Annotated in this window: 12 protein-coding genes and 1 riboswitch; of the genes, 8 read left to right on the top strand and 4 right to left on the bottom strand. The window is 68.4% G+C overall.

The features are described from left to right. Complete coding sequence (locus tag BMZ17_RS10800) at nt 1-1,752, bottom strand: GGDEF domain-containing protein (RefSeq protein ID WP_254775278.1); 1,752 nt, start codon at nt 1,750-1,752, stop codon at nt 1-3. A gap of 293 nt (nt 1,753-2,045) precedes the next feature. Between BMZ17_RS10800 and BMZ17_RS10795 the strand changes: the two genes are divergently transcribed. The 3 genes from BMZ17_RS10795 (at nt 2,046) to BMZ17_RS10785 (ending at nt 3,950) form a co-directional block, all read left to right on the top strand. Then, nucleotides 2,046-3,044 (top strand): alpha/beta fold hydrolase, encoded by a 999-nt coding sequence (locus tag BMZ17_RS10795; protein WP_093138582.1) that lies wholly within the window; start codon nt 2,046-2,048, stop codon nt 3,042-3,044. A 157-nt stretch (nt 3,045-3,201) separates the two neighbouring features. Then, nucleotides 3,202-3,441: a hypothetical protein gene (locus tag BMZ17_RS10790; RefSeq protein ID WP_093138581.1), complete on the top strand. Its 240-nt coding sequence runs from the start codon at nt 3,202-3,204 to the stop codon at nt 3,439-3,441. 95 nt (nt 3,442-3,536) lie between these two features. Next, nucleotides 3,537-3,950: a hypothetical protein gene (locus BMZ17_RS10785; RefSeq protein WP_093138580.1), complete on the top strand. Its 414-nt coding sequence runs from the start codon at nt 3,537-3,539 to the stop codon at nt 3,948-3,950. Between the two features lie 132 nt (nt 3,951-4,082). Here the strand turns inward: BMZ17_RS10785 and BMZ17_RS10780 are convergent, their stop codons facing one another. Genes BMZ17_RS10780 through BMZ17_RS10770 form a run of 3 tightly spaced genes read right to left on the bottom strand, consistent with a single transcriptional unit; the run spans nt 4,083 to nt 7,416 of the window. Continuing rightward, nucleotides 4,083-5,168 (bottom strand): homoserine dehydrogenase family protein, encoded by a 1,086-nt coding sequence (locus tag BMZ17_RS10780; protein WP_093138579.1) that lies wholly within the window; start codon nt 5,166-5,168, stop codon nt 4,083-4,085. Then, nucleotides 5,165-6,382 (bottom strand): O-succinylhomoserine (thiol)-lyase, encoded by a 1,218-nt coding sequence (locus BMZ17_RS10775; protein WP_093138578.1) that lies wholly within the window; start codon nt 6,380-6,382, stop codon nt 5,165-5,167. Before BMZ17_RS10775 ends, BMZ17_RS10780 begins: the two co-directional genes overlap by 4 nt. Then, nucleotides 6,379-7,416: a homoserine O-succinyltransferase MetX gene (locus tag BMZ17_RS10770; protein ID WP_093138577.1), complete on the bottom strand. Its 1,038-nt coding sequence runs from the start codon at nt 7,414-7,416 to the stop codon at nt 6,379-6,381. The genes BMZ17_RS10775 and BMZ17_RS10770 overlap by 4 nt, the downstream gene beginning before the upstream one ends. Nucleotides 7,417-7,508: 92 nt before the next feature. Further along, a riboswitch (SAM riboswitch) is annotated at nt 7,509-7,634 on the bottom strand. Nucleotides 7,635-7,767: 133 nt separating this feature from the next. On the opposite strand from BMZ17_RS10770, the gene BMZ17_RS10765 reads away from it, so the two are divergent. The 5 genes from BMZ17_RS10765 to BMZ17_RS10745 all read left to right on the top strand — a co-directional run bounded on the left by BMZ17_RS10765 (nt 7,768) and on the right by BMZ17_RS10745 (nt 12,724). Then, nucleotides 7,768-8,868, top strand: coding sequence for an NHL repeat-containing protein (locus BMZ17_RS10765; RefSeq protein WP_093138576.1), 1,101 nt, complete (start codon nt 7,768-7,770; stop codon nt 8,866-8,868). Continuing rightward, nucleotides 8,865-9,776 carry a M23 family metallopeptidase gene (locus tag BMZ17_RS10760; RefSeq protein ID WP_254775277.1) on the top strand — a complete coding sequence of 304 codons (912 nt, stop codon included), beginning with the start codon at nt 8,865-8,867 and terminating at the stop codon, nt 9,774-9,776. Before BMZ17_RS10765 ends, BMZ17_RS10760 begins: the two co-directional genes overlap by 4 nt. An 89-nt stretch (nt 9,777-9,865) precedes the next feature. Continuing rightward, a complete protein-coding gene (locus BMZ17_RS10755; RefSeq protein WP_254775276.1) occupies nt 9,866-10,384 on the top strand; it encodes a MarR family winged helix-turn-helix transcriptional regulator in 519 nt (172 codons plus the stop codon). Next, nucleotides 10,381-12,534 (top strand): FUSC family protein, encoded by a 2,154-nt coding sequence (locus tag BMZ17_RS10750; RefSeq protein WP_254775275.1) that lies wholly within the window; start codon nt 10,381-10,383, stop codon nt 12,532-12,534. Before BMZ17_RS10755 ends, BMZ17_RS10750 begins: the two co-directional genes overlap by 4 nt. Continuing rightward, nucleotides 12,521-12,724 carry a DUF1656 domain-containing protein gene (locus tag BMZ17_RS10745; protein ID WP_093138575.1) on the top strand — a complete coding sequence of 68 codons (204 nt, stop codon included), beginning with the start codon at nt 12,521-12,523 and terminating at the stop codon, nt 12,722-12,724. Before BMZ17_RS10750 ends, BMZ17_RS10745 begins: the two co-directional genes overlap by 14 nt.

Raw genomic sequence — 12,724 nt, 5'->3', positions numbered from 1 at the left:
TTACTGCGACAGCACGAATACCCCGCGCTGCTGGCGTTTGGCCTGGCGCTTGGCGCTGGCCGCCAGTGATGCGATTTCCTCGGCGCTGGTGAACTGACCCGGCAGCGGGTGCACCACGCCGATGGCCAGCGTGGTCAGCGCGAACGTCGCGTAGCGGCCGCTGCGGTCTTCGCCTTCCAGCACCCCGCGCGCGACGTCCTCCGGATCGAACAGGGCCATTGCCGCGGCGTTGAACTCGGCCACGACGCGCTCGCAGCGCGCCTGCCAGTCTTCGCTCTGCAGCAGCACCACGAAATCATCGCCGCCAACATGGCCGACGAAATCCCAACGCGGGTCCGCATGCCGCGCCAGCGTGGTGGCCACCAGCTGGATCATGCGGTCGCCGCGGAAGTAACCGTACTGGTCGTTGAACGGCTTGAAGCTGTTGAGGTCGCAGTACGCGGCGGCGAATTCCTGCTTGCCTTCCAGCAGCCGGCCGATGTGCTCGGTAATCGGGATGTTGCCCGGCAACAGCGTCAGCGGGTTGGCGTAGCGCGCCGCCTCGATGCGCAGTTCGGTGACCCGGCGCACCAGGGCTTCGGACGCGCCCACGCCGCGATAGCGACCGCCCTCGACGATGATGAAACCGTCGGACAGATAGCGCTGGTCTTCGCCCAGCAGGATCTCGGACATCGCATCGATGCTCTGGCCGACATCGCACACCACCGGCGCGGTATGCATGTGCAGCGTGCACGGCTTGCGCCCGCTCAGCTCACGGGCGAACGGCATCGCCATGCGCTCGTTGAACACGCGCCGGTTGAGCAGGCCCAACGGCACGCCGTGGCCATCGACCACCGGTAGCGCGGGCAGCTGCGGATTGTTGCGGAACAGCTGCTCGGCATCGGTGTTGGAGGCGTCGTCGCGCAGGCACGGCGCCTCGATCATCAGGTGCTCGGCAGTGATCCGGCGGAAGCTGTTGGGCCGTGCGCTGCGCGGCATCACCGGCAGCTTGCCGCCTTCGGTGCGGAAGGCCTCGCTGCTGGCCTGCAGTGCGATCTGCGCGTTCGGGCGGCCCAGCAGATAACCCTGCGCATAAGGAATGCCGAGGTCCTGCACGATGCGCAGGTCCTGGCCGTCCTCCACGCCTTCGGCCACCAGCTCGGTGCCCAGGCTCTCGGCCACCTGCACCAGCGCCTTGACGATGCTCAGGCGCCCGCCGCTTTCGGCGATGCGATGGACCAGGTAGCGATCGAGCTTGACGAACTCCGGCGCCAGCTCGTGCCACAGCTCGAAGTTGGAATGCCCGTTGCCGAAATCATCCAACGCGATGCGCACGCCCGCCGCACGCAGGAAGCCCAGCGCATGCGCCAGCCGGCCCGAGTCCTCGACGATGTCGCGCTCGGTGATCTCGATGACGAAGCGGCGCAGGTCGTGGCCGGAGGACTGCAGGCTTTCCAGCACCTGCTGCGGCCGGCGCGGGTTCTGCAGCACCGCGTGCACGCTCAGGTTGACGAACAGCAGCCCGCCGCTGGCGAAGTCGAAGCTCGAGGTCGCGCTGCGCACCGCCAGCGTTTCCAGTTCGCCCAGGCGGCCCAGGTCGCGTGCCGCGTCCAGCAGCGCCAGCGGCGACTGGCCATCGTGCGGGCGCATCAAGGCTTCGTGCGCGACCACGCGCTGGGTATCCAGGCGCACGATCGGCTGGAACACCATGCCGAAGTCGGTACCGGCCAGTTCGTATGGACCGGCGCCCATGGCCATCGACGTGTCCCTCATGGCGACACCGGCAGCTGGACAGCGCGGCAGGAAAATCGAGCAAAGCCGCGCGCAGGCAGGCGCGGCGACAGCGTAGGCACGTACATCAAGGATCCCGTCAGGTGGAGTCACGCGCCGACCTGGCCGGGGGATGTTTCAGGCCTGGGGGCATCCCGCCCCCCGCAATGCAATCCTTTGCGATGGCGCCATTGGACGTGACGAACATGACGCCACCAAGACAGCCTGACCGACGCGTCACCCCGCCTTGCCGGCGTGGTCGATAGGCTGGCGGCCTTGCCCCACAGGAACCGCCCGTGCGCCCCCTCTTCACCGCCCTCCTGTTGGCCCTGAGCCTGCCCGTCGCCGCTGCCGAACAACCGGCCTACGGCCCGCGCCTGGAAGGCTTCGACTATCCGCATCCGGTGAAGACCTACGCCTTCCAGTCGCAGCAGCAGGCGCTGGAGATGGCCTACATGGATATCGCGCCGACCGGCAAGGCCAATGGCCAGACCGCGGTGCTACTGCACGGCAAGAACTTCTGCGGCGCCACCTGGGAAGCCACCATCGTGGCGCTGGCCAAGGCCGGCTATCGCGTGATCGCGCCGGACCAGGTGGGCTTCTGCAAATCGTCCAAGCCGCAGCACTACCAGTTCTCGCTGGCCGGGCTGGCCGACAACACCCATGCGCTGCTGGAAAGCCTGGGCATCGACAAGGCGGTGATCGTCGGCCACTCGATGGGTGGCATGCTGGCGATCCGCTACGCGCTGATGTTCCCGCAGGACGTGCAACACCTGGCGCTGGTCGACCCGATCGGCCTGGAAGACTGGAAAGCCGTGGGCGTGCCCTACCAGACCGTCGACCAGTGGCATGCGGGCGAGCTGAAAACCAGCTTCGACAGCATCAAGCAGTACCAGATGGACGTGTACTACGCCGGCACCTGGAAGCCGGAATTCGAACGCTGGGCACGTATGCAGGCGGGCCTGTATGCCGGCGCCGGCAAGGACATCAACGCCTGGGACCAGGCGCTGACCTACGACATGGTCTACAACCAGCCGGTGGTCTACGAACTGCCCAAGCTGGCCGTACCGACGACGCTGTTCATCGGCCTCAAGGACCGCACCGCGATCGGCAAGGGCAAGGCGCCGCCGGCGGTCCGCGCCACGCTGGGCAACTATCCGGTGCTGGGCAAGCAGGCCGCCAAGGCCATCCCCAACGCGACGCTGGTGGAATTCGCCGAGCTGGGCCATTCGCCGCAGGTGCAGGACCCGGCGCGCTTCAACGCCGCGCTGCTCAAGGCCTTGGCCACGCCCTGAGTTGACCCGCAGCGCAAGGACATCGGACGTGTTGCCACGCGCCGATGTCACCCAACATCACGTTTTTCAGGCGACGTCACACTTTCCCCTGCGTTCTTGGCACGCACCCTGCGCAACGGTATGGCGGGCTTCCGCGACGCCAGGGGGAACACCAGCCATGTATTCGGATTCACTGACCGCCGCATGCTTCTGCTGCGACCAGACGCTGCACTTCGCACCCGATGCCGACCAAGGTCAGGTCATCGAGCGCTATGGCATCGTCGTGTGCACGCCCTGTTTCCAGTCCAGCGCCGCGGGCTGGAAGCCCAAGCACGAACCCAAGTTGCTGCTGCAGCTGCAGCAGAGCCGCATCGCACCGCCGGTGCGTAACCCGCAGGGGCTGTTGCCGCGAGACTGAACAGGGAACTTGCGAATTCCCTACATCCTCAGAATCATTGCGTAACGGTCGCTGCCTTATTTTCCTGCACTGGATCACATCGGAGAGCTGCGCGAATGCTTCCCCTCGCCCGCCTATATGGCCAGCTTGCAGGGCTGCCGATCGAGATCCTGCATGCCGCCCTGGCCGAATATTCCTGCCAGGACCTGCAGACCCTGGTGTACGCCACCCACGCGCCCGAAGCGGCGGTGGAAGCGGCCGACATCATCCTGGCCTTCCGCATGAGCAACCTGCCGCAGGCCGCGCAGCTGGTGCACCGCGAGGACATCGTCGATGCGTTGGGCGTGGACATGCTGATGTCCATCCTCAAGCGCCAGGCTGACGTGACGCTGCACGCGTTTTCCTCGCTCAATGGCGACCTTGAGCCCGTCGGTGCCCTGGCCCGTGAACTGCTGCAGACCCGCGTCTCGCTGTCGCTGGAGCTGACCCAGCAAGCCCACCAGATGCTGGACGGCCAGCGGCCGGAATAAGCCCAGCGCGTCACTTCATGCGTCAAGCGGGCAGCCGCTCGCTGAGAGGCGCGTGGCCTTCAACGCTGGATCGCATCGAAGGCCACGCTGCCTTGAGGCCGCGCGCACGACATCCGACGTTTGCGCCCCGGCTTAGGCAGCGTGCGCTGCCGTGCCCAGTGCCACCGCGAGCACATCGTCCAGCAGCGCCGCGGCGGTGACTTCCGCACCTGCGCCCGGGCCCTGGACCAGCAGCGGCTGGTCGGGATAGCGGTCGCAGTGGATCGCCACGCGGTTGTCGGTGCCGGCGCCGCCGCACAGGGCGTGGTCGGCCGGCAGCGCGCGCAGGCCCACGCTCGCGCCAGCGGCGTCGAAGCGCCCGACCAGGCGCAGCTGCGCGCCGTCGCGACGCGCGGCCTCCAGCTGCTCCTGCAGCGGCGCGTCGAGCACGCTGAGCAGATCGTCGATCTGTGCATCGCTCGCATTGGCCAGCACCTGCGGCACCAGCGATTCCACGCGCACGTCATAGCTCTGCAGCGGCAGCCCGGCGGCGCGCGCCATGATCAGCAGCTTGCGGCGCACGTCTTCGCCGGACAGATCGATGCGCGGGTCCGGCTCGGTATAGCCGGCCGCGCGCGCCTGGCGCACATAGCTGGAAAACGCCTGCTCCCCATCGAAGTGATTGAACAGCCATGCCAGCGAACCCGACAGCACGCCTTCCACCGAGGTGATGCGATCGCCGCCGGCCACCAGCGCCCGCAGGCTGCGCAGCAGCGGCAAGCCGGCGCCGACCGTGGCGCTGTCGCCGTAGATCGCGCCGCCGTCGCGCGCGGCCTGTTCGATCGCCTGCGCACGCACCAGGTCCGCGCCACAGCCCAGCTTGTTGGCGGTGACCACGTGCACGCCGCGCGCCAGCCATTCGGCATGGCGCAGGGCGATGGCATCGCTGGCGGTGGCGTCGATGACGATGTCGCCGGCATCCAGCGCGTCGGCCTCGGCCCACGGCGGCACGATGCGGGTGTTGGCCGCCGCCTCGCGCAACTGCTGCAGGCTGGCTTCCAGCGTGTCGCTGCCTTCGATCACTTCACGCGAATTGGCGATCCAGGCGAACGCAGGCAGCGCGATACCGCGCGCCTGCAGGCGCCGGTAACGCGCCACCAGCGCGCTGCCGACCACGCCGGTGCCCAGCAGGGCCAGGCGCGGCGCGCGGCGCGCGTTGAGCCGGACGACCGCGCTCATGCGTCGACCGTTTTCCGCTTGGCCTGGGCCACCACCGCCTGCGCGCGCACCAGCGCGGCCTGCAGGTCGGCGACCAGGTCCTCGGTCAGCTCGATGCCGACCGACAGGCGCAGCAGGCCGTCGGAAATGCCGGCCTTGGCGCGCGCTTCCGGCGTCATCGCTGCGTGGGTCATGGTGGCCGGGTGCGCGACCAGGCTTTCCACGCCGCCCAGCGATTCGGCCAGGGTGAAGTACTTCAGGCCATCGACGAAGGCGCGCACGGCCGCTTCGCCGCCGTCCAGTTCAAACGAGATCATCGCGCCGAAGCCTTTCTGCTGGCGCGCGGCGATCGCGTGGCCCGGATGCGAAGCCAGGCCCGGGTAATAGACCTGGGCCACGGCGTCGTGCGCGTCGAGCAGGTCGACGATGGCGGTGGCGTTTTCCTGGTGCACGCGCAGGCGCGCATCCAGCGTGCGCAGGCCGCGCAGGGTGAGGAATGCATCGAACGGCGAGCCGGTCAGGCCCAGCGCGTTGGCCCACCAGGTCAACTGCTGGTGCAGCTCGGCATCGCGCGCGATCACCGCGCCACCGACCACGTCGCTGTGGCCGTTGACGTACTTGGTGGTCGAGTGCAGGACTAGGTCGGCACCGAATTCGATCGGACGCTGCAGCGCCGGCGACAGGAAGGTGTTGTCCACCACCACTAGCGCGCCGGCCTTGTGCGCCGCGTCGATGACGAAGCGCAGATCAGTGATGCGCAGCAGCGGGTTGGACGGGGTTTCGATCAGCACCAGCTTGGGCGACTGCGCCAGCGCATCGGCCAGCGAGCGCGGGTCGGTCAGGTCCGCGGTGATCAGCTCGAAGTGGCCCTTGTTGGCCAGCGCGTTGAACAGGCGCCAGCTGCCGCCGTACGCATCGTGCGGCACCACCAGCTTCTCGCCCGGCTGCAGCAGCGCGTTGAGCACCAGGTTGATCGCGCCCATGCCGGTGGCGGTGATCACGCCGCCGGCGCCGCCTTCCAGTTCGGCCAGCGCTTCGCCCAGCAGGTCGCGCGTAGGGTTGCCGCTACGGGTGTAGTCGTACTGGCGCTTGTTGTTGAAGCCGTCGAAGGAGAAATTGGACGACAGCACGATCGGCGGCGTGACCGCGCCATAGGCGGTGTCGCGATCGATGCCCGCGCGCACGGCGGCGGTGGCGGCGCTGCAGGGGATGTTCTCGTTGGCGGAATGGCTCATGGGGTGTCTCCGGTGGGGCGAAGGGCGGTGGCGAGGATCGCGTCGATGCGATCGGTTTCTTTCAGGAAGGCGTCGTGGCCATAAGGCGAGCGCAGCACGCGAAGGTGGCCGTTGGGACCGAGCCCTTCGACCAGCGTGACCAGGTCGGCCAGCGGCACCAGGCGGTCGCCTTCGACGGCGACCACGGTGGTGGGTACGGCGATCGTGGCCGGGTCGATGCGATGCAGGTCGATGGACTCGGACAGGCGCAGGAAGGCGTTGACCGGCGTACGCGCCACGTACTGCGCGCCGGCGGCGTCAAGGTAATCCTCGGCGGCCACACGCACGCGGCCGTTGACCAGCTCCGGCGCGGTGTCGAAGCGCTCGCCGAATTCCTCCGGCGTGCGGTAGCTGAGCATCGCGAACTGCCGTGCCAGCGACAGGCCCTGCTGGTCGGCACACTGCATCTGGCCCAGCGCGACCGCGTGGCGCTGCAGCGCGCGCCAGGCCGAGGCGAAGGGATGCGGGCGATGCGCGCCGCTGACTGCGATCAGGCGCTCGATGCGCTGCGGATGGCGCGCGGCCAGGTGCTGGCCAACCAGCGCGCCGTAGGAATAGCCAACGAAGGCGCGCAGCGCGGCAATCTCCAGCGCGTCGAGCAACGCGACGATGGCATCGGCCTGGTCGGCCGGATCAATCGGCGCGTCCAGAAGGCCATCGGCGCCGATGAAATCGAAGGAGAGGATGCGCACGCGCGCCGGGTCCAGCGTGCGGCCCGCGCGGACCAGGTCGTTGGCCCAGCCGCTCTCGGGGAACTGCGCGCTGGCCGCCACGTGGCGATGCGCGGAAATGCCGCCGGCCACGAACACCACCGGCGCGTCGGCCGGGCCCTGCAGTTCATAGCGCAGCGTCAGCGTGCGCGCGCCGGCATGACGCAACGCCAGGGCCACCGGCAGCTCACCGCGGATCGCGGGCGCAGCGGCGGCGGGCGTACAGCACGCATCGGCTTCGACGTATTCGGGGATGTGGGCGGTGACTGTATTCACGAGGCTCATGGCGGATCCGGGAGGAACGGCCATCGAGCTTTCGCGGGAAGCTCGCGTTCGTCGTGCCAAGGACAGAAAACAACACTGCCGTTGCAACGTACGAACCATCTTTCGGTCTAAACGCGTCAGGCGTCGCCGCAGGATTTGGCACCTACACGACACGCTGGATTGCGTCGCTGGCTGCCCCGGCTTCAAAGGGCCTGTCCCTCTGCCGGTCTCGATGGTGGAGCAAGGTTGCCAGCCCGGGCCAGGCATGTCAATCGCTTTATCAAGATGGAGAGATGGTCACCCCTGCAACCGTTGCCACGCCTGCCACATCGCCCACTCGGCCGTGACGCGGCTCGGCCATAATCGGGCGTAATGACCCGTTCCCTCCTGCTCTGCGCCGCCCTTGCCACCGTGCTCCTGGCCGGCTGCGCCACCACTGTCCCGCCCGCGGCCGTCACGGCGCCCGACACCGTGACGGCCGCGCCGCCGCCCGATGCGGTGGTCAAGGAGGCCTGGATCTCGACCGGCGATGTGCAGGAGGAACTGGATTCGCTGGCCGTCTGGCCGACCGAGGACGGCGGCGCCTGGGTGATCGCCACGGCCAAGTCCAACAACCAGCTGATGGTCTTCGACGCCGATAGCGGCCAGCGCCTGCGCACCGTCGGCGGGGCCGGCGATGGCCCGGGCCAGTTCAAGCGACCCAACGGCGTCGCGGTGTGGGGCGACCTGGTGTTCGTGGTCGAACGCGACAACCACCGCGTGCAGGTACTGCAGCTGCCGGACTTTAGCCCCCGCGGTTTCATCGGCGCCGATACGCTCAAGGTGCCCTACGGCCTGTGGCTGCAGGAAACCGCGCCGGATGAGCTGGAGCTGCTGGTCACCGACAGCTTCATGACCGACTTCCGCACCGGCGTGCTGCCGCCGCGCGCGCAGATGGATCAGCGCGTACACCGCTTCCGCGTGGCCCTGAACGGCGACGGGCCGGTCACGGGCACGGATTTGGGCAGCTTCGGCGACACCGGCGATGCGGGGATGCTGCGCATGGTCGAGTCCATCGCCGGCGATCCGGCCCACGACCGCCTGCTGATTGCCGACGAGGACGCGCGCGTCGGCTCGACCCTGCGCGACTACACGCTGGACGGTGCTTTTCGCGGAACCAGCCTGCCGCGCTTTGCCGCCGATGCCGAAGGCGTGGCGCTGTGGGACTGCGACGTGGATGGCGGCTGGTGGATCGCCGTGGACCAGACCAGCCCGACCCTGTTTCGCCTCTACGACCGCGCCAGCCTGACGCCGGCCGGCACCTTTAGCGGCGAGGTGGTGGCGCAGACCGATGGCGAGGCGCTGTACGCCGCCGGCACGCCGCGCTTCCCCGATGGCGCGCTGTTCGTCCAGCACGACAACCGCGCCGTGGCAGCCTTCGACCTGCGCGACATCGCCCGCGCCTTGCGCCTGCGCGGCAGCTGCCTGCCGTGAGGCCGCGCCTGGCCTGCGCGCTTGGCCTGGCGCTGCTGGCCACGCTCTCCAGCGCGCAGGCCGGCCGGTTCTACAAATGGACTGATGCCAAGGGCGTGGCCCACTACACCGGCACACCGCCGGCGCAGGACCCTGCGCCTAACGCGCGCGTCGACGTCCTGCATTTCCAGAACACCCCGACCAGCCTGGTCAAGCTGCGCCTGGAACAGACGCCCACCCGCTACCAGGCCTGGGTCGACAACCTGCTGCCCGGCCCGGTCCAGGTGGAGCTGTCCTTCGCCAGCCAGCGCGGGGTGATCGCCTCGCCCAGCCTGCCCACGCGCAAGGTGATTCCCGCCAACGGCAAGGTGCTGGTATCGACCCTGATCCTGGCCGATCCGCAGGCCGGCAGTGAAGTACGCCTGAAGCTGCAGGCCCAACCCGGCGACCCGCAGGCCAAGCCGCTTGGGGTGATGTACCAGCTTCCATTCGCCGCGCCAGTGCGCGTGGACCAGGGACCGGGCGGGCATTTCAGCCACGACGATGCGCAGAACTTCGACGCCATCGATTTCGCCCTGCCCGAAGGCACGCCGGTGCTGGCCGCGCGCGATGGCGTGGTGATGCAGGTCGAAGGCGATTTCGAGCAGGCCGGCTTGGACAAGGAGAAGTTCGGCGGGCGCAGCAACTTCATCCGGGTCCTGCACGGCGACGGGACCATGGCGCTGTACGCGCACCTGCAACCCGAGGGCGTGCTGGTGCGCGCCGGGCAGTCGGTCAGCGCCGGGCAGCGGATCGGGCTGTCGGGCAACACCGGCTTTTCGACCGCGCCGCACCTGCACTTCGTGGTGCAGGTCAATGCGGGGATGCGGCTGGTCTCGGTGCCGTTCGAGATGCGCGGGCCGCTGGGCGAACTGCGTTTTCCGCACTAGGAACGAGGGCGTGTCGACACATCGCGGCCGGTGACATCGTTCAGCGTCCGTTGACGGCAAAATTTATTACACAAGTGTAATATTAGCTTGTGAACAGATTCGATCCCCCGCCCAGCCGCTTCGACGCGACCGAACTGGGCCTGCAGGCCACCTGCCGCAAGCACGCCAGCTTCCCCAAGCCGGCGGCCACGGTGGTGCGCATGGTCAAGCTGTTGCACAAGCTCACCGTCGATCACGGAAACGAGCTGCTGCGCGCACACGGCCTGAGCTATCCCGAATACAACGTGCTGATGATGATCGACGCCAGCCCCGACGGTGCGCTCAATCCTTCGCTCATCGCCGATGCGGCCGGCGAGAAGTCGGCCAACGTCACCCGCCTGACCAACCAGCTGGTCGACAAGGGCCTGATCGCGCGCCAGCCCAGCGCGCACGACCGGCGCATGTCGCTGCTGCGCCTGACTGCGCAAGGCGAGGCGCTGATCGCCGCGTTCCTGCCCGACGTCAGCGACCAGCTGCTGGCCTACACGCGCCACCTGGATGCCGGCGAACAGGCCCAGCTGCAGCAGCTGATGGCCAAGCTGCTGCGCGGCGTGGAAGACGCGCTGTGAACGCACCGGTCGCCCCCACCGACGCGCCGCGCACGCCGTGGACCACGCAAGTGCGCGAAGCCCTGCGCGGCGAAGGCGCGGCCTGGATGTTCGTGTTCAAGGTGCTGCTGTCGATCTATCTCGCCGGCATGATCGCCATGCGCATGGGCTTCTCTTCGCCCAGCACCGCGATGATCACGGTGATCGTGGTGATGAACCGGCAGAGCGGCATGGTCCTGGCCAAGGCGTTCTATCGCGCGCTCGGCACCATCGTCGGCAGCATCGCGGCGGTGTGCATCACCGCGCTCTTTCCGCAACAGCCGGTGCTGTTCCTGCTGGCGCTCTCGATTTGGGTCGGGCTGTGCGCCGGCGGCGCGCTGATGTTCCGCAATTTCCGCTCGTACGGGTTCGTGCTGTCGGGCTACACCGTGGCGATCATCGCCTTGCCCGCGGTCAACGAACCGACGCAGGTGTTCATCCTTGCCACCGCACGCCTGACCGAAGTGCTGCTGGGCCTGCTGGTGAGCGCGGTGGTGTTCGACGTGGTGTTCCCCGCGCGCCTGCGCAACAGCCTGCGCACGGCGGCCAACAGCCTGATGACCAGCTTCCTGGACTTCGTCCGCGACGGCACGCGCGGCGCGCTGCCGCGCGAGAAGATGGAACAGGCGCACCTGCGCTTCGTGCGTGAGTCGATGGCGCTGGAAGACCTGCGCTCGTCGGTGGTGTTCGAAGATCCCGAAGCCCGCGTGCGCAGCCGCCGCATGCGCCTGCTCAACCAGCGCTTCATGGCCGCGTCCACACGCTTCCAGTCGCTGCATCACCTGATCAACCGGCTGCTGCGCAGCGATCCCAACGATGCCGTCGCCGGTGCGCTGATGCAGCTGTACCGGCCGCTGGGCGAAGCGCTGGCCGCGCGCCGGGTAGGCGACCACCAGGACATCACCACGCGCCTGGATGACGTGCTGGCCGTGCAGCCCACCCGTGCATCCGCACTGCGCGCTTCATTGCCGGCACCACGCCTGGATGACTTCGATACCGGCGCGTCGCTGCTGTTGCGCTTCACCGAAGAACTGCGCGACATGACCCACACCGCCGCGGCCATGCAGCAACCCGGCATCGGCGGCCAGCTGGCACGCGCCAGTGAGCAGGTGCGCTTCCGCTACGCGACCGATCGGGTCTCGGTTGCGATCACCATTGGTCGCAGCTTCCTGGTCTCGCTGCTGCTGGGCCTGGCCTGGATGCAGAGCGGCTGGGCCAGCGGCGCCGGCGCGATGGCCAACGTGATCGCCTTCACCGCGATCCTGGCCGCCGGCCCCAATCCGAACATCACCGCCGCGCAGATCACCAAGGGTTTTTCGATCGGCCTGCTGATGGCCTTCGTCTGCGTCACCCTGGTGATGCCGCGCATCGATTCCTACGGGATGCTGGTGCTGGGAACGGCGCCGTTCCTGATGCTGGCCGTGTACCTGTCCACGCGCCCTGCGTTGTTCGGCATGAGCCTGGGCATGTGCCTGGGCACGCTGGTGCCGCTGAGCCTGGGACTGGCGCCGAGTTTCGATGTGGCCAGCTTCCTCAACAACGGCGTGGCGTTCCTGATGGGCGCGGTGCTGGCGATGGTCGCTTTCCAGGTGATCCCGTCGGTAATCGGCACGCAGTACCAGCGCCGTCGCCTGCTGACGGAGCTGCGCCATCAGGTCACGCTCGCCGCGCGCGCGCCGCTGGATGGCCTGGCGCCGCGCTTCGAGAGCGTCAGCCGCGACCTGTTCCTGCAGGTGGTCACCCACACCCAGCCCGGCAGCGCCGAATCGCGCACCCTGCTGGCCTGGGCGCTGGCCGTGCACGAGACCGGCCGCACCCTGATCGAGCTGCGCCACGACAGCATCGACGCCGCCGTGCCGCGCGCGATCGAAGCGCATATCGACGCAGCCGTCTCGGCGATCGCACGCCTGTACGACCACCTCTCGCCCGCCGATCACCAGGCCGCGCTGTCGCATCTGGATGCGGCGCTGGCCGACACCGTTGTCGAAGGCGTCGTGCCGCCGTCGCTGCAACCGGTTCGCCAGCACCTGCACCTGCTGCGCAGCGCGCTGCGCGATGCCGATTCGGTCCTGGCCGGTGCGGCCGGCGGCCATCCCGATACCACCACGGAGGCGCCCCATGCTGCCGTCTGAAATTTCCATCGGCGGCGTGTACGTGCCGGGCCTGCTGGTCCTGGCAATCGCGCTGTTCGTCCTGTTCTGGATCCTCGACGGCATCGCCGGCCGCATCGGCCTGTACCGCCACGCCTGGCATCCGCCCCTGTTCCGCCTGGCCCTGTATGTCTGCGTGTTCGGACTGCTCGGCCTGGCCCTGCTCAACTGA

Origin of the sequence: Pseudoxanthomonas sp. GM95 (assembly GCF_900109775.1) — a bacterium.
Classification (GTDB): Bacteria; Pseudomonadota; Gammaproteobacteria; order Xanthomonadales; family Xanthomonadaceae; genus Pseudoxanthomonas_A.
Note: the sequence above shows the minus strand (reverse complement) of the source record. Positions and strands in the feature narration are given on the sequence as shown.

What these genes read in the sequence shown, in the direction of transcription:
- BMZ17_RS10775 (WP_093138578.1), bottom strand. Translation starts at nt 6,382, where the DNA reads ATGAGCCATTCCGCCAACGAGAACATCCCCTGCAGCGCCGCCACCGCC.
- BMZ17_RS10745 (WP_093138575.1), top strand. Translation starts at nt 12,521, where the DNA reads ATGCTGCCGTCTGAAATTTCCATCGGCGGCGTGTACGTGCCGGGCCTG.
- BMZ17_RS10790 (WP_093138581.1), top strand. Translation starts at nt 3,202, where the DNA reads ATGTATTCGGATTCACTGACCGCCGCATGCTTCTGCTGCGACCAGACG.
- BMZ17_RS10800 (WP_254775278.1), bottom strand. Translation starts at nt 1,752, where the DNA reads ATGAGGGACACGTCGATGGCCATGGGCGCCGGTCCATACGAACTGGCC.
- BMZ17_RS10780 (WP_093138579.1), bottom strand. Translation starts at nt 5,168, where the DNA reads ATGAGCGCGGTCGTCCGGCTCAACGCGCGCCGCGCGCCGCGCCTGGCC.
- BMZ17_RS10770 (WP_093138577.1), bottom strand. Translation starts at nt 7,416, where the DNA reads ATGAGCCTCGTGAATACAGTCACCGCCCACATCCCCGAATACGTCGAA.
- BMZ17_RS10765 (WP_093138576.1), top strand. Translation starts at nt 7,768, where the DNA reads ATGACCCGTTCCCTCCTGCTCTGCGCCGCCCTTGCCACCGTGCTCCTG.
- BMZ17_RS10785 (WP_093138580.1), top strand. Translation starts at nt 3,537, where the DNA reads ATGCTTCCCCTCGCCCGCCTATATGGCCAGCTTGCAGGGCTGCCGATC.